Below are 14,744 nucleotides of genomic sequence, written 5' to 3'. Positions count from 1 at the left end.
CCGGAGGCTGCGGGAGGCCTCGGTCAGGACCGCTCTCGCGCAGGGATGCGCGTGTGCGAGCCTACATGGACGTACTTGCGGCGTGTCCTGATCGAGGCCTCCCGCAGCCTCGGCCAGGAATCGTCACCGCATGATGCTCAGGCGTCCTTCGACTCGTGCGGTGCCGCCGCCGCTGCGGCGTCATGCCCCAGTTCGTATTCCGCGTCGTAATCCCACGCACTGCCGTCAGAGGCTGCTGGCCCGCAGGAAATCGAAATCGCCCCCTGGTCGGCGGGACCCACTACCAGACGATTGATCGCGAACAGGTTGCGGCCCAGATCATTGGCTGCCGGCGCCGTGTTCGGTGCCTGCTCGCGCGCTGCCCACTCGGCCGCATCGATCAGCACTTCCAGCGTGCCCGCTTCACCATCCAGGCGGATGATGTCGCCCTCGCGTACCTTGCCCAGCGGACCGCCACGTGCGGCCTCCGGCGTCACGTGGATCGCCGCCGGAATCTTGCCCGACGCACCGGACAGGCGACCATCGGTGACCAACGCCACGCGGCGGCCCTGGTTCTGCAGCAGGCCCAGCAGCGGCGCCAGCGAATGCAGCTCGGGCATGCCGTTCGCACGCGGGCCCTGGTAGCGCACCACTGCCACGAAATCCTGCGGCAGCAGGCCAGCGGCATGCAGCTTGTTCAGCACCTGCGGCGCATCGACAACCACGGCAGGCGCTTCAATGGTGCGGTACTGCGGCTTCACCGCAGACAGCTTGATCAGCGAACGGCCGAGGTTGCCACGCAGCAGGCGCAGACCACCTTGGCTTTCGAAGGGGTTGTCGACGCCGCGCGCCACGTCCTCGTCCGCGCTGCGGATGATGCCGTCCACCCATACCACTTGGCCGTCCTGCAGGCGCGGCTCGCGTGCGTAGTCGGCCATGCCGCCGCGGGCGACGGTGACGATGTCGCCGTGCATCAGCCCGGCGCGGATCAGTTCACCGAACACGAAGGCCGGTCCGCCGGCAGCGGCGAAGCGGTTCACATCGGCTTCGCCATTGGGATAGACGCGGGTCAGCAGCGGGATCAGCTGCGACAGCTCGTCCATGTCGTCCCAGGTCACCACGATGCCGGCGGCACGTGCCACGGCGATCCAGTGGATGGTGTGGTTGGTCGAGCCACCGGTCGCCATCAGCGCCACGATGGCGTTGATGATTGCGCGCTCGTCGATGATCCGGCCGATCGGGCGGTAATCATCGCCCAGCGCGGTCATGTCCAGCGCGCGCACGGTGGCTTCGCGGGTCAGCGCGCCGCGCAGGGTCTGTTCCGGATTGACGAACGAGGCACCGGGCAGCTGCACGCCCATGGCTTCCAGCAGCACCTGGTTGGAATTGGCCGTGCCGTAGAACGTGCACGTACCGGCGCCGTGGTACGACGCGGCCTCCACCTCCAGCAGCTCCTCGCGGGTCGCTTCGCCGGCGGCGTAGCGCTCACGCACTTCCGCTTTCTGCTTGTTCGGGATGCCGGGGGTCATCGGTCCGGCCGGCACGAACACCGACGGCAGGTGGCCGAAGGCGAGCGCGCCGATCAGCAGGCCGGGCACGATCTTGTCGCACACGCCAAGGTAGATCGCCGCGTCGAACATGTCGTGGCTGAGGCCGATCGCGGTGGACTGGGCGATCACATCACGCGAGAACAGCGACAGCTCCATGCCGCCACGGCCTTGGGTCACGCCGTCGCACATCGCCGGCACGCCGCCGGCCACCTGGGCGGTCGCCCCCAGCTCACGCGCGATCTGCCGGATCTGCTCCGGGTAGCTCTCGAACGGCTGGTGGGCCGACAGCATGTCGTTGTACGAGGTGATGATGCCCAGGTTCGGCGTCACACCGCCACGCAGGCGGCTCTTGTCGGTACCGCCACAGGCGGCGAAACCGTGGGCAAGGTTGCCGCAGCTCAAGCGGCTGCGGAACGGACCATCGCGAAGGGCGGCATCAATCCCGGCCAGGTAAGCGGCGCGCGAGGCGGCGCTGCGGCGGACGATGCGCTCGGTGATGGCGTGCAGTTGCGGATGCAGACTCATTGGCTACCAGCGTTGGAAGGTGGCGAGAGGGGGAAAGCGGTTCACGGCGATCAGGTCAGTCGGCCCAGTGCACGCGCAGGCGCGGACCGGGCTGTTCGATGGCGGCGAGGATCGGATACTGGTGGACGTCGTTGCTGTCCAGCGCGTGCTGCAGCACTTCCAGCTTCTGCTTGCCGCGCAGCAGCAGCAGGCGCTGGCGGCAGGAACGCAGGCCATGCGGCGTCAGGGTGATGCGCAGCGGCCACTGGTTGGCGCCCGGGCAGCCGGTCGCATCCAGTGAGGCGTAGGGCAGGGTGCTTTCCAGTGCACGCGGCAGCTCGCGCGAGCCGGGGAACAGCGAGCAGGTATGTCCGTCATTGCCCATGCCCAGTGCAACCACGCTCGGCTGCAGGCTGTGCTGGGCCTGCAGGTTGGCGGTGTACACGCACTCGGCCAGCGGCTTGCCGATGCGCACCAGCGGATCGAAATGGGCGCCTTCGGCACGCTGCAGGAAGTTTTCGCGGACCAGGCGCGCATTGCTGTCGCGATCCTGCGGCGACAGCCAGCGTTCGTCGGCCAGCCCCACCTCGACGCGGTCCCAGTGCACGTCCAGCTCGGCCAGTGCCTGGTACACCGGCGCGGGGGTGGTGCCGCCGGACAGCAGCATGCGCGCACGGCCATGTTCGGCGATGTCGGCGTTGAGGATCTTCGCCATGTCCGCGGCAACGGATTCGATCCAGCCGTCGGCTTCGCGGTGGGCGATGAATTCGACGCGGTCGGTAGAGAAGGGAACAGGCATCAGGCAACAGCTCCGAGGGCACCGCACTGCGCATCGACCGCATAGGCCGCCGCGCCGAGCAGGCCGGGATTGGGATGGATGACGGCCAGCGAAGGAACGCGGCCCATGATCGAAGAAAAACGCCCCTTGTGTTCGAAGCGCTGGCGGAAGCCGGAATGCTGCAGGGATTCCAGCATGCGCGGCACCAGGCCGCCGGTCAGGAACACGCCGTCCCACGCCCCCTGGATGAGCACCAGGTCACCGGCGATGGCGCCGAAGATCGCGCAGAACAGGTCCACTGCACGCATCGCCTGCGGATCGCCCGTGGCGGCGCGTGCGGTGACATCGGCCGGCTTGAGGTGGCCCGGATCGAAGCCGGCCATTTCGCAGACGGCGCGATGGATGTTGACCAGGCCGGGGCCACAGATCAGGCGCTCGTTGGATACCCGGCCGAAGGTTTCCGACAGGATTTCCAGGATGCGGATCTCTTCCGGGGTGCCCGGCGGGAAGCTGACGTGGCCGCCCTCGGTTTCCAGCGGGAAGCAGCGGTCATTACGGATCACCAGACCACCGACGCCGAGGCCGGTGCCAGGCCCGATGACGCCGTAGTTGGCCGGTGCACCGCTGCGCCGCGGACTCCACGCGGCGCCGCCGATCTGCACCACATCCTTGGGCTGCAGCAGCGAGATGGCCATCGCCTGCGCGGCGAAGTCATTGATCAGGTGCAGCTCGGAAAACCCGAGCATTGCCGCCGTGCGGCTGCGCGAGATCACCCACGGGTGGTTGGTGATGCGGGCCTCGTCACCGTCCACGCGACCGGCAACGGCGAACACGCCGCGGTCTGCCTCGGCAGCGACTTCCTGCAGGTAATGCCGTGCGGCATCACCGAGCGAAGGAAAATCGACCACCGGGAATTCCCGGATGCTGTCTTCCAGCAGCGGCGTGTCACTGGCGGTGTCGGCCAGTGCGAAGCGCGCATTGGTGCCGCCGATGTCGGCGACCAGCAGCGGCCGCTCCTGCGCCGTCATGCCGGGTCTCCGTGTGCGGTATCGATGACATCGCCAGGCAGGAAGCCGGCCGCTTCGGCGGGGCCCCAGGTGCCGGCGGCATACGGCTGCAGCGGCAGATCGGCGTTCTTCCACGCATCGGCCACGCTGTCGATCCAGTGCCATGCCGCACGCACCTCGTCATCGCGGACGAACAACGCGTGGTTGCCATTGAAGGCGTCCAGGAACAGGCGTTCGTAAGCAATGCGGCGGTGCAGGCCGGTCGGTACCGACAGATCAAGCTCGACAGGCTGCAGTTCCAGCGCGCCCCATTCCGGGCCCGCCAGGCTGCTCATCAGGCCGAGCTCGATGTTCTCCTGCGGCTGCAGCTGGAACACCAGACGGTTCGGCGTGGCCTGGCCACGATGCGGGCGCTCGAACAACCAATGGGTGACCGGCTTCAGCGTGACCACCACCCGGCTGGTGCGCTCGGGAAGTCGCTTGCCCGTGACCAGGTGGAACGGCACGCCGCTCCAGCGCCAGTTGTCGATGTGCGCGGTGACCCCGGCGAAGGTTTCCACGTCGCTGCCTTCCGGCGGCTGATAGGCCTGCGCCGGCTGGCCGTCGATGCTGCCGGCGGTGTAGCGGCCACGCACGCTGTCACGTGCGGCGTGTTTGGCATCCAGCGGACGCAGCGAGCGCAGCACCTTGACCTTTTCATCGCGGATGCGATCGGCTTCCAGCGACGCCGGCGGCTCCATCGCCACCAGGCACAGCAGCTGCAGGATATGGCTCTGCACCATGTCGCGCAGCGCACCGGAGCGCGCGTAGTAGGCATCGCGGCCATCCACGCCTTCACTCTCGGACACCAGGATGTGCACCGATTCGATGTAGGTCCGGTTCCACACGGCTTCCAGCAGGGTGTTGCCGAAACGCAGCGCGATCAGGTTCTGTACCGCGGCCTTGCCGAGGTAATGATCCAGGCGGAACACGCGGTCTTCGTCGATCCACTGGCCGATGGTGCTGATGATCTGCTCGGCGCTTTCGCTGTCGCTGCCGATCGGCTTCTCCAGCATCAGCCGGTGCGGTGCGGCAAGTGCGCCGCCCTTGGCCAGACCTTCGCAGGTGGAGATGTACAGGCCGGGCGGAATCGCCAGGTAGCTCACGCAGCGGCGGCCGACCTGGTCGGCCACGGCTTCAGCGACCGAGTCGGCGTTGCGCAGGTCCACCGAGCGGTAGTCGATGCGCTGCAGCAGCGAGGCGATGTCCGCTTCGCTGGCCGCCGGCATGGATTGCTGCAGGCGCGGGCGCAGGAGGTCCCGGAAGGCGTCGGTGTCGTGCGGCGACAATGCCAGCGCACGGACCTTGAAGTCTTCCGGCAGCAGACCATCACCAAGCAGCCGCAGCAGGGAAGGGAAGAGGTAGCGCTGGGCCAGATCGCCAGTGGCGCCGAACAGGAAGAGGGTATCGTGCATTTCTCGAGTTTCAGATCCGGGTGACATCGTTGTCAATCGCTGCCTGGCTGGGTTCCGGGAGGGGTTTGGCGCTGCTTTGTCCGTTCCATCGTGGGTGCATGCCAGCGTCTGCTGGCGCTGCCCGTCACGAGGGGCCGGGTGTACGTTCCATCATCGATGCACACTGCGTGCGCAGCAACCTACGGATACTGCCACGTGAAAACGTTTACATGGCAGAATGTGCAACTGTATTCGATTGCATTGGTGCCGTCATGCGGCACTGAGGCAAAAACACTGCCATCGGGAGGGCCGAAGGCAGTCCACATGCAATGCCCAGGCAACGGGCGGACTGGAAGAGTGATATGGCAAAAGTACAGTTGCAGGGTGTGCGCAAGGTCTACGACAACGGCCAGGTCGCGGTGAAGGAAGCCACCTTTGAGGTGGCTGACGGTGAGTTGATGGTGCTCGTGGGCCCCTCGGGCTGCGGCAAGTCGACCCTGCTGCGGATGATCGCCGGGCTGGAAGAGATCAGTGGCGGCACGCTGACCATCGGCGACCGCGTGGTCAACGACGTGGCGCCGAAAGACCGCGACATCGCGATGGTGTTCCAGAGCTACGCGCTGTATCCGCACATGACCGTCGCCGAGAACCTGGCCTTCGGCCTGAAGCTGCGCGGCCACGACAAGGCGACCATCGACAAGCGCATCAGCGAAGCGGCGCAGACCCTTGGCCTGACCGACATGATGGACAAGCTGCCCAAGGCGATGTCCGGCGGCCAGCGCCAGCGCGTCGCGCTGGGTCGCGCCCTGGTGCGTGAGCCGGCGGTGTTCCTGCTCGATGAGCCGCTGTCCAACCTGGACGCCAAGCTGCGCCACAGCGTGCGCACGGAAATCGCGCAGCTGCACCGCAAGCTGGGGACCACGATGATCTACGTCACCCACGATCAGGTCGAGGCGATGACCCTCGGCCAGCGCATCGTGGTGCTGAAGGACGGCGTGATCCAGCAGATCGACACGCCGATGGCGCTGTATGACCGACCGGCGAACCTGTTCGTGGCCGGCTTCCTCGGCAGTCCGGCGATGAATATCCTGCGCGGCACGCTGCAGGCGACCGCGGCGGGCGTGGCGGTGATCGACGGGGCATGGAAAGCGCCGCTGGGCCAGGCCACGATCGATCCGCGCTGGCTGGACAAGCCGGTGGCCGTCGGCGTGCGGCCCGAGCATCTGCAGCCGGCCGACGGCAATGCGGAGTGGGCGTTCGAGGCCCGCATCGAAGGGATCGAACCGGTGGGCAACGAGATCTTCGTCAACATGGTCAGCGGCAACCACGCCCTGACCATGCGCGTCGCACCGCGTTCGCTGCCCGCCGTGGGCGAAACCCTGCAGGTGGCGGTACAACCCGGCGCGCTGCACTTCTTCGACCCGGAAACCGGCGAGCGCCTGACCGCCTGAAGGCAGTCGACGGGTAGAGCCGATGGGTAGAGCCGACTTTAGTCGGCTGCGCGCGGGGCTGGCCGAGACCACCGGCCATCACGTGAAAGGCAGCCGACTGAAGTCGGCTCTACCAGTGGGCACCGGCGTCGGCTCCCCTCGGCGCCACCTTCGGCTCTACCGCGCCAAGCCTTCCAGCAGCGGGAGGCGCTGCGCGGGCTGGCCGGCTACGCTCAGCGGGGCGTCACTGGCTTCCAGCGGCAACACCGCCAGCGCCAGCTCACCGGCCACGCAGGCTACGGTGCCCAAGGTGCTGCCGTTCTGTTCCACGGCCACACCGGGGGCGGCGCCGGCCGCAAGCTGCAACAGCTGCAACGCGCGCTTCGCCTTGCCAAGGAAATGCGTGCGCGCCACGATCTCCTGACCCGGGTAGCAGCCCTTCTTGACGCTGTAGCCGTTCAGTCGATCCAGGCCGAGTTGCTGCGGTGTCCACTGTTCGCGCTGGCTTGCGTCCAGTCGCGGTATACCGAAGCGAAGGTCCGCCTGGCGCCACGTCGCGGTGAATCCGGCGTCCACCTGGCTGGGCGCGTCGGCGGCAATGCGCATCGTCCTCGGCAGGTCCCCGCTACCCACGTCCAATTCCAGGAATCCAGCCAGCGATCCGGCCAGAACTGCGCCAGAAGCAGTTTTCGGGGCAGTGAACGCGGCCTGCAGCTGAAGATCATCGCGCAGACCAATTTTCACTTTCCGACGGAACACAAAACGCTGCAACTGCGACGCAATCTCATCTGCGTCGCCGTCGGCGAAGATCAGCAGCAGATCATCGGAAGTGATCCGAATGAGCTGAAACACCGCGATCGTGCGGCCTTTGGCCGTCAACCACGCGCTCCACTGCCAGTGGCCATCGGCGAGGGCGAGCACATCGCTGGAGAATTGCGCCTGCGCGAACACCGCCGCGTCGGGGCCGGAAATCGCCAGCAATTGGCGGTCTGCCAATGGGCGATATGCATCGATATCAGGGGAAAGGTTGTCAGGCACGTGCGTGAGGTCTAGAATTTGTGCGTTGCGAGAATCCTGATGATAGGCCAAACAACCCCCACTCCCGACGCTGAATCTGAAGCTCCGCTGGACCCGAAGGCGCCCGCGCCCGAAAGCATGCCTGCTGAGCAGAAGGAATACGGTGGCCGCGGCGGACTTGATCCGGTGCGGTACGGTGATTGGGAGAAAAACGGACGCTGCATCGATTTTTGATCCAGCATTGAGCCAACGCGGCAGCTGTGCCGCCCAGCCGAGACAACGAGCCCAGCGAATGGCGACCCGAGAACGCCCCCTTTCCCCGCACCTCCAGGTGTATCGCTGGCAGATCCAGATGGCCACCTCGATTCTGCATCGAGCGACCGGCATCTTTCTGTCTGTTGGAGCCTTGATCATTGCCGGCGGACTGCTCGCCCTGATGATGGGCCCCGCCTCCTGGACCTGCTTCACCGACCACGCAGGCGCCTGGTACGGCAAGCTGTTCCTGTTTGCCTGGACCTGGGCCTTCGCCTACCACCTGTGCAATGGCCTGCGCCATATCGTGCAGGACTTCGCGATCGGCTTCAGCATCCCCGCCTTCGTCCGCAGCAGCTGGCTTTCGGTGTTCGCATCGCTGGTCATCACCGCCGCGATCTGGGCCTACGTCGTGCTTTCCGGAGGTGCCGCATGAGCCGTTACCGCACCCCGCTGAAGAACGTGCGTGGCCTTGGCGCGGCCAAGACCGGTACCGAACACTTCGTCCACCAGCGCCTGACCGCCACCGCGCTGGTCGCGCTGTCGATCTGGTTCCTGGTGTTCGTGCTGAGTCTGGTCGGCGCTGATTACGTGACCGCGTCGGCGGCCATCGCCAAGCCGTGGAATGCGGTGCTGGTGGTCGGCTTCCTGGTGGCCATGTTCTGGCACGCCCAGCTTGGCCTGCAGATCGTGCTGGAAGACTACATCCACAACTCGCTGGTGGCGCTTGCGCTGCAGACCCTGGTGAAGTTCATCGCCGTGCTCGGCGCGATCGTCAGCATATTCGCTGTCGTCCGCATTGCCCTCGGCGCTGCCTGAGTCCAGGCACCAAGACAGGAATCCAGATTAGATGTCCGCTTACAAGATCACCGAACACAAGTACGACATGGTCGTGGTGGGCGCCGGCGGTGCCGGCCTGCGCGCCACGTTCGGGCTGGCTGCCAAGGGTTTGCAGACCGTGTGCCTGACCAAGGTCTTCCCAACCCGTTCGCACACCGTCGCCGCGCAGGGTGGCATCTCCGCCGCGCTCGGCAACATGGGCGAGGACGACTGGCGTTACCACTTCTACGACACGATCAAGGGCTCGGATTGGCTGGGTGACCAGGACGCGATCGAGTACATGTGCCGCGAAGCGATCCCGGCGATCATCGAGCTGGAGCACTACGGCGTGCCGTTCAGCCGTACCGAAGAGGGCAAGATCTACCAGCGCCCGTTCGGCGGCATGACCACCAAGTACGGCGAAGGCCCGGCGGCGCAGCGTACCTGCGCGGCGGCCGATCGTACCGGCCACGCCATGTTGCACACCCTGTACCAGCAGTCGCTGAAGCACGATGCACGCTTCATGATCGAGTACTTCGCGCTGGACCTGATCTTCGACGAAGACGGCACCTGCCGCGGCGTGCTGGCCATCGACATGGCCGAGGGCTCGCTGCACCTGTTCCGCGCCCAGGGCGTGGTGCTGGCCACCGGCGGCTACGGCCGTGCCTACTTCAGCGCGACCTCCGCCCACACCTGCACCGGTGATGGCGGCGGCCTGGCCATGCGTGCCGGCATCGCGATGCAGGACATGGAATTCGTGCAGTTCCACCCGACCGGCATCTACGGCGCGGGCTGCCTGATCACCGAGGGTGTGCGCGGCGAAGGTGGCATCCTGCGCAACAGCAGCGGCGAGCGCTTCATGGAGCGCTACGCACCGCACTACAAGGATCTGGCATCGCGCGACGTGGTTGCGCGTTCGATGACCGTGGAAATCCGCGAAGGCCGCGGCGTCGGCGAGCACAAGGATCACATCCTGCTCGACCTGACCCACCTCGGCCCGGGCGTGATCGATGACAAGCTGCCGGGTATCGCCGAAAGCGCGCGCATCTTTGCCGGCGTCGACGTGCATACGCAGCCGATCCCGGTCATCCCGACCGTGCACTACAACATGGGCGGCATTCCGACCAACTTCCACGGTGAAGTGGTGCGCATCGATGGCGACAACCCGGATGCAGTCATCCCGGGCCTGTACGCGATCGGCGAAGCGGCCTGCGTATCGGTCCACGGTGCCAACCGCCTGGGGTCGAACTCGCTGCTGGATCTGGTGGTGTTCGGTCGTGCGGTGGCCAACCGCTGTGCCGAAACCATCAAGCCGGGTGCATCGCACAAGCCGCTGCCGGCCGATGCCTGCGACAAGGCACTGGGGCTGCTGGACAAGCTGCGTTATGCCAAGGGCGATACGCCGACGTCGGTGATCCGCGACAACATGCAGCGCACCATGCAGGCCGATGCGGCCGTGTTCCGCACCAGCCAGACGCTGAAGGAAGGCTGCGAGAAGATGGCCGGTATCTTCGACTCGTTCCAGGACGTCAAGGTCACCGATCGTTCGCTGGTCTGGAACTCGGACCTGATCGAAACCTACGAACTGAACAACCTGCTGCTCAATGCCGTGGCGACCATCAACTCGGCCGAGCAGCGCAAGGAAAGCCGCGGCGCACATGCGCACGAAGACTTCCCGGATCGCGACGACGTCAACTGGCACAAGCACACGCTGGTCAAGGTCGACGACCAGGGCAAGTGCAGCTTCGATTACCGTCCGGTGCACATGTACACGCTGACCGATGAGGTTGACGTGGTGCCGCCGAAGCCGCGCGTGTACTGATCGCGACCCCCGCCTACCATGCAATCCGCGCCTTGAGGGCGCGGGCCGCCTGAGCCAACGAGAGCAGCCATGGCCGAGTTTTCCCTGCCAAAGAATTCAAAGATCACGAAGGGCAAGCACTTCCCCGCCACCGGCGGCGCGAAGAACGTGCGTACCTTCAAGGTCTACCGCTGGAGTCCGGACGACGACAGCAACCCGCGTACCGATACCTACGAGATCGACCTGGACGCGTGCGGACCGATGGTCCTGGACGCGCTGATCAAGATCAAGAACGAGATCGATCCGACCCTGACCTTCCGTCGTTCATGCCGCGAAGGCATCTGCGGTTCGTGCGCGATGAACATCGACGGCACCAACACGCTGGCCTGCACCCGCGCCATTGCCGATTGCGGCAAGGCCGAAGTGCCGATCTACCCGCTGCCGCACATGAGCGTGGTCAAGGACCTGGTGCCGGACCTGACGCATTTCTATGCGCAGTACGCGTCGATCAAGCCGTGGATCCGCACGCAGACGCCGGCACCGCCGGACCGCGAGCGCCTGCAGTCGCCGGAAGACCGCAAGAAGCTGGACGGTCTGTATGAGTGCATCCTGTGCGCGTGCTGCTCCACCAGTTGCCCTAGCTACTGGTGGAACGGCGAGCGTTACCTGGGGCCGGCCGTGCTGTTGCAGGCCTACCGCTGGATCGTGGATTCGCGCGATGAAGACACCGGTGCCCGCCTGGACGATCTGGAAGATCCGTTCAAGCTGTATCGCTGCCACACCATCATGAACTGCGCACGGACCTGCCCGAAGGGCTTGAACCCGGCGTTGGCGATTGCCGAGATCAAGAAGCTGATGATGGCGCGTCGCGCCTGATCTGCCTGCCACACTGACGCACCCTGCAGCGCCGAGCCATGCTCGGCGTTGCGCTATCCGGGAACCCCGATGGACGAAGCCACCCTGGTGAAGAAGCTGCGCTGGCGCTGCCGCCGCGGCATGCGCGAGCTGGACCAGCTGTTCGAACGCTACCTGGAGCGCGAGTGGCCGACTGCACCGGCAGCGGACCGCGAGGTTTTCCTGTTCCTGCTGGACTGCGAGGACGATAAGTTGTGGCGGTGGTTCATGGGCTACGAGGCCTGCCCGCATGCACACGCCGTCCCGATGCTCGACCGGATCCGCGCCCTCAAGGCTTGAGTGGCGACCTTCGCGCGTGCGCCTGCTGGCGGAGGCCCTGGTCGCGCTCGCTGCGCCTTGGCTGGTCGCTGCCAGCGGGATATCCGCACGCGCGCAATCACCGGTGATCCTGCTGTGCTGGCTGGCGGGCGTGGGCCTGATCTGGTCCGCGATGCGCTGCCCGCGTCGTCTGCTGTGGCTGCAGGAACTGCCCCGTCCATTGCTGCTGGATGGCGTGGAACTGGACGTGCCGACCCTGCAGGTACGCGGGCCGTGGCTGCAGCTGCGCTGGCAGGGACCGGGCAGCGGCGCCAGCCTGTTGTTCTGGCCGGACGTGCTGTCGCGCGGGCAGCGACGTGAACTGCGTCTAGCCGTCCGTGCACGACAGGTTTCCCGTAAGCCGCCGTAGGTGGCACCATACGCTGAATCTACCGGCGCACCTGCATGTTCAAACCCATCCCCGTGGCCATCGGCCTGCGCTACCTGCGAGCCAAGCGCCGCAACGGCTTCATCTCTTTCATTTCGATGGCATCGATCCTCGGCATTGCGCTGGGTGTCACGGTGCTGATCACCACGCTGGCGGTGATGAGCGGCTTCCAGAAGGAAATCCGTGACCGCCTGCTGCAGATGTCCGCGCACACCACCATCACCCGCGATGGCGAGCCGATGAGCGACTGGCAGCGCGCCGTGGATCTGTCCTACAAAGATCCGCGCGTGGCCGGTGCCGCGCCGTATATCGAGATCCAGGCGATGATCAGCGGCCCCCGCGTGCAGGGCGCGCTGGTGCAGGGCGTGGATCCGGCGATGGAGCCCAAGGTTTCCGTTGTCGCCGATAAAATGAAGAAGGGCCGTTTCGACAGCCTGACGCCGGGCAGCTACAACATGATCCTCGGCCAGGAGCTGGCGATCTGGCTGGGTGTTGGCGTCGGCGACCAGGTGGTGGCGACGCTGGCCGAAGTGCAGGGCACGCCGATGGGCGCGATTCCGCGGATGAAGCGCTTCACCGTCAGCGGTATCTTCGAAGCCGGTTACAACGAGATCGATCGGGGTGTGGCGTTCGCCAACATGAAGGACCTGGAGCGCGTGTTGCGCATCGATGGGGCCACGGGCGTGCGGCTGAAGCTGCATGACATGGACCAGGCGCTCAACGTCGGCGTCGACCTTGCGCAGCGCCTTGGCGGCGGCTATCGGGTCAGCGACTGGACCCAGCAGAATGCAAACCTGTACCACTCGCTGCGGATGGAAAAAGTGGTGATGGGGATCCTGCTGTCGCTGATCATCGCGATGGGTGCCTTCAACCTGGTGTCCTCGCAGGTGATGCTGGTGACCGACAAACAGGCCGACATCGCCATTCTGCGCACGTTGGGGCTGACCCCGCGCGGGGTGATGGGCGTCTTCATGGTGCAGGGCTCGCTGATCGGCATCATCGGCACGGTGGCCGGCGTGATCGGCGGCATCACCCTGACCCTCAACCTGGAGCGCATCCTGGGTGCCATCGAGGCGGTGTTCAACGTGAAGCTGCTGCCGGAAGACGTCTACTACATCACCGGCCTGCCGACCGACATGCAGCCCGCCGACATCGTGGTGATCACGGTGGTCGCGCTGGCGATGAGTTTCCTTGCCACCCTGTATCCGGCGTGGCGCGCCGCCCGCACCCAGCCCGCGGAGGCGCTGCGTTATGAATGAGGTTTTCTCTCCCGGCCAGGAAGTCATCCGCGCCGAAGCGTTGGGCAAGACCTACGCGGAAGGCAAGATGCATACCCCGGTGTTCAACGGCCTGGACCTGCACGTGACGGCCGGCGAAACCGTGGCCATCATCGGCGCATCCGGCGCCGGCAAGAGCACGCTGCTGCACCTGCTGGGCGGGCTGGATACGCCGAGTGCCGGTGAAGTGTTCGTCGCGGGTCAGCAGATGTCCAAGCTGTCCGATGGCGAGCGCGGGGTGTTGCGCAACCGGGCGTTGGGCTTCGTGTATCAGTTCCACCACCTGCTGCCGGAGTTCACCGCGTTGGAAAACGTGATGATGCCGGTGCTGCTGGGCGGCGGCGAGGTGGCGGCGGCCAATGACCGCGCAAAAGCGCTGCTGGAGTCGGTAGGCCTGGGTCACCGCCTGCAGCACAAGCCGGGCGAGCTGTCCGGTGGCGAACGCCAGCGTGCGGCCGTGGCGCGTGCACTGGTCAATCAGCCCGCCTGCGTGCTCGGCGACGAGCCCACCGGCAACCTGGATGACCGCACCGCAGGGACCGTATTCGAGCTGATGCTGGAACTGAATCGCGCGCGGCATACCTCGCTGGTGCTGGTCACCCACGACCGCAGCCTGGCGCGCAAACTGGACCGCGTGCTGGAGCTGCGCGAAGGCAAGCTGCACGCGCTGGCGCACGCCGACGTCTAACGTCGGCGACCCGGTAGTGACGGCCGCTGGCCGTCAAACTGGACCGGGTTAGTGACGGGCGCTGGCGTTCCACTGCAGCGGTCCCGGATTGACGGCCAGCGGCCGTCACTACCGCGTTCACGGTCGCGATTGCATCATCGGCCGTGAATCCCCGGGATATCCGCCATGAAGCGCCTGATCACCGCCACTGCGTTGTGCCTCTGTCTTGCGGCCTGTGCCACCAGTGGCCGGTTGACCACTGAACAGAAGGTCCAGCTGTACCGCGCCCACGCCGGTCCTCCACAGAACGACATGCCGTTTACCTCCAGCCTGAGTGGCTGGCAGGAACTGGGCGACAGCGCACTGGCCGTGTGGACACGCCCCGGCGAGGCGTACCTGCTGGAGCTGTCAGGCCCGTGCCCTGACCTTCCGTATGCGCAGGCGATCGGCCTCACCAGTCGCGTCGGGCGGGTGGCGGCCCGCTTCGACAAGGTGCTCGTAGGCGGCCCCGGCCCGGGCCCGCAGATGCCGTGCTTCATCGCCCGCATCCGCCCATTGGACATCAAGGCGCTGCGCGTGGCCGAGCAGGACCTGCGCCAGGCCGCCACCCAGGAACGCGAACCCTGAGCC

Annotated in this window: 16 protein-coding genes; 11 read left to right on the top strand and 5 right to left on the bottom strand. The window is 66.2% G+C overall.

Going from position 1 to position 14,744, the window contains the following annotated elements; translation table 11 throughout:
• Nucleotides 1-137: 137 nt before the first annotated feature.
• Genes edd through zwf form a run of 4 tightly spaced genes read right to left on the bottom strand, consistent with a single transcriptional unit; the run spans nt 138 to nt 5,272 of the window.
• On the bottom strand, nt 138-2,054 hold the full coding sequence (gene edd / locus ABRP17_RS02055; protein ID WP_188324370.1) for a phosphogluconate dehydratase: 1,917 nt from the start codon (nt 2,052-2,054) through the stop codon (nt 138-140).
• Nucleotides 2,055-2,109: 55 nt separating this feature from the next.
• Nucleotides 2,110-2,832, bottom strand: a complete 723-nt coding sequence (gene pgl, locus ABRP17_RS02050) for a 6-phosphogluconolactonase (protein WP_188324369.1) — start codon at nt 2,830-2,832, stop codon at nt 2,110-2,112.
• Complete coding sequence (gene glk, locus ABRP17_RS02045; protein WP_188324368.1) at nt 2,832-3,839, bottom strand: glucokinase; 1,008 nt, start codon at nt 3,837-3,839, stop codon at nt 2,832-2,834. Before glk ends, pgl begins: the two co-directional genes overlap by 1 nt.
• Nucleotides 3,836-5,272 (bottom strand): glucose-6-phosphate dehydrogenase, encoded by a 1,437-nt coding sequence (gene zwf / locus ABRP17_RS02040; RefSeq protein ID WP_349985974.1) that lies wholly within the window; start codon nt 5,270-5,272, stop codon nt 3,836-3,838. The genes glk and zwf overlap by 4 nt, the downstream gene beginning before the upstream one ends.
• Nucleotides 5,273-5,613: 341 nt before the next feature.
• On the opposite strand from zwf, the gene ABRP17_RS02035 reads away from it, so the two are divergent.
• Nucleotides 5,614-6,702: a sn-glycerol-3-phosphate ABC transporter ATP-binding protein UgpC gene (locus tag ABRP17_RS02035; RefSeq protein ID WP_349985976.1), complete on the top strand. Its 1,089-nt coding sequence runs from the start codon at nt 5,614-5,616 to the stop codon at nt 6,700-6,702.
• A gap of 156 nt (nt 6,703-6,858) precedes the next feature.
• Here ABRP17_RS02035 and ABRP17_RS02030 read toward each other — a convergent pair whose 3' ends face one another.
• Entirely contained in the window at nt 6,859-7,719 is an 861-nt protein-coding gene (locus ABRP17_RS02030) for a folate-binding protein (RefSeq protein ID WP_349985977.1), read from the bottom strand.
• Nucleotides 7,720-7,758: 39 nt separating this feature from the next.
• Between ABRP17_RS02030 and ABRP17_RS02025 the strand changes: the two genes are divergently transcribed.
• The 10 genes from ABRP17_RS02025 to ABRP17_RS01980 all read left to right on the top strand — a co-directional run bounded on the left by ABRP17_RS02025 (nt 7,759) and on the right by ABRP17_RS01980 (nt 14,741).
• Complete coding sequence (locus tag ABRP17_RS02025) at nt 7,759-7,932, top strand: DUF1674 domain-containing protein (protein ID WP_223202865.1); 174 nt, start codon at nt 7,759-7,761, stop codon at nt 7,930-7,932.
• Nucleotides 7,933-7,990: 58 nt separating this feature from the next.
• Nucleotides 7,991-8,386, top strand: a complete 396-nt coding sequence (gene sdhC, locus ABRP17_RS02020; protein ID WP_188324364.1) for a succinate dehydrogenase, cytochrome b556 subunit — start codon at nt 7,991-7,993, stop codon at nt 8,384-8,386.
• Nucleotides 8,383-8,769, top strand: a complete 387-nt coding sequence (gene sdhD / locus ABRP17_RS02015) for a succinate dehydrogenase, hydrophobic membrane anchor protein (protein WP_188324363.1) — start codon at nt 8,383-8,385, stop codon at nt 8,767-8,769. Before sdhC ends, sdhD begins: the two co-directional genes overlap by 4 nt.
• Nucleotides 8,770-8,800: 31 nt before the next feature.
• Complete coding sequence (gene sdhA / locus ABRP17_RS02010) at nt 8,801-10,591, top strand: succinate dehydrogenase flavoprotein subunit (protein WP_192080596.1); 1,791 nt, start codon at nt 8,801-8,803, stop codon at nt 10,589-10,591.
• A 69-nt stretch (nt 10,592-10,660) separates the two neighbouring features.
• The gene (locus ABRP17_RS02005; RefSeq protein WP_188324361.1) at nt 10,661-11,446 is read left to right on the top strand and encodes a succinate dehydrogenase iron-sulfur subunit; all 786 of its coding nucleotides are present in this window, start codon (nt 10,661-10,663) and stop codon (nt 11,444-11,446) included.
• A 69-nt stretch (nt 11,447-11,515) separates the two neighbouring features.
• Nucleotides 11,516-11,764 (top strand): succinate dehydrogenase assembly factor 2, encoded by a 249-nt coding sequence (locus ABRP17_RS02000; protein ID WP_188324360.1) that lies wholly within the window; start codon nt 11,516-11,518, stop codon nt 11,762-11,764.
• Between the two features lie 16 nt (nt 11,765-11,780).
• Nucleotides 11,781-12,152 (top strand): hypothetical protein, encoded by a 372-nt coding sequence (locus ABRP17_RS01995; RefSeq protein ID WP_349985981.1) that lies wholly within the window; start codon nt 11,781-11,783, stop codon nt 12,150-12,152.
• Between the two features lie 35 nt (nt 12,153-12,187).
• Nucleotides 12,188-13,429 carry a lipoprotein-releasing ABC transporter permease subunit gene (locus ABRP17_RS01990; RefSeq protein WP_192080599.1) on the top strand — a complete coding sequence of 414 codons (1,242 nt, stop codon included), beginning with the start codon at nt 12,188-12,190 and terminating at the stop codon, nt 13,427-13,429.
• The gene (lolD, locus tag ABRP17_RS01985) at nt 13,422-14,135 is read left to right on the top strand and encodes a lipoprotein-releasing ABC transporter ATP-binding protein LolD (RefSeq protein WP_188324358.1); all 714 of its coding nucleotides are present in this window, start codon (nt 13,422-13,424) and stop codon (nt 14,133-14,135) included. Before ABRP17_RS01990 ends, lolD begins: the two co-directional genes overlap by 8 nt.
• Before the next feature lie 165 nt (nt 14,136-14,300).
• A complete protein-coding gene (locus tag ABRP17_RS01980) occupies nt 14,301-14,741 on the top strand; it encodes a DUF6491 family protein (RefSeq protein WP_349985983.1) in 441 nt (146 codons plus the stop codon).
• Nucleotides 14,742-14,744 lie beyond the last annotated feature (3 nt).

The sequence above is a fragment of the Stenotrophomonas sp. WHRI 8082 genome (assembly GCF_040223995.2).
Taxonomy (GTDB): Bacteria; Pseudomonadota; Gammaproteobacteria; order Xanthomonadales; family Xanthomonadaceae; genus Stenotrophomonas.
Note: the sequence above shows the minus strand (reverse complement) of the source record. Positions and strands in the feature narration are given on the sequence as shown.

Coding starts and splice junctions, on each gene's coding strand:
- edd (WP_188324370.1), bottom strand. CDS start 2,054: ATGAGTCTGCATCCGCAACTGCACGCCATCACCGAGCGCATCGTCCGC.
- pgl (WP_188324369.1), bottom strand. CDS start 2,832: ATGCCTGTTCCCTTCTCTACCGACCGCGTCGAATTCATCGCCCACCGC.
- glk (WP_188324368.1), bottom strand. CDS start 3,839: ATGACGGCGCAGGAGCGGCCGCTGCTGGTCGCCGACATCGGCGGCACC.
- zwf (WP_349985974.1), bottom strand. CDS start 5,272: ATGCACGATACCCTCTTCCTGTTCGGCGCCACTGGCGATCTGGCCCAG.
- ABRP17_RS02035 (WP_349985976.1), top strand. CDS start 5,614: ATGGCAAAAGTACAGTTGCAGGGTGTGCGCAAGGTCTACGACAACGGC.
- ABRP17_RS02025 (WP_223202865.1), top strand. CDS start 7,759: ATGATAGGCCAAACAACCCCCACTCCCGACGCTGAATCTGAAGCTCCG.
- sdhC (WP_188324364.1), top strand. CDS start 7,991: ATGGCGACCCGAGAACGCCCCCTTTCCCCGCACCTCCAGGTGTATCGC.
- sdhD (WP_188324363.1), top strand. CDS start 8,383: ATGAGCCGTTACCGCACCCCGCTGAAGAACGTGCGTGGCCTTGGCGCG.
- sdhA (WP_192080596.1), top strand. CDS start 8,801: ATGTCCGCTTACAAGATCACCGAACACAAGTACGACATGGTCGTGGTG.
- ABRP17_RS02005 (WP_188324361.1), top strand. CDS start 10,661: ATGGCCGAGTTTTCCCTGCCAAAGAATTCAAAGATCACGAAGGGCAAG.
- ABRP17_RS02000 (WP_188324360.1), top strand. CDS start 11,516: ATGGACGAAGCCACCCTGGTGAAGAAGCTGCGCTGGCGCTGCCGCCGC.
- ABRP17_RS01990 (WP_192080599.1), top strand. CDS start 12,188: ATGTTCAAACCCATCCCCGTGGCCATCGGCCTGCGCTACCTGCGAGCC.
- lolD (WP_188324358.1), top strand. CDS start 13,422: ATGAATGAGGTTTTCTCTCCCGGCCAGGAAGTCATCCGCGCCGAAGCG.
- ABRP17_RS01980 (WP_349985983.1), top strand. CDS start 14,301: ATGAAGCGCCTGATCACCGCCACTGCGTTGTGCCTCTGTCTTGCGGCC.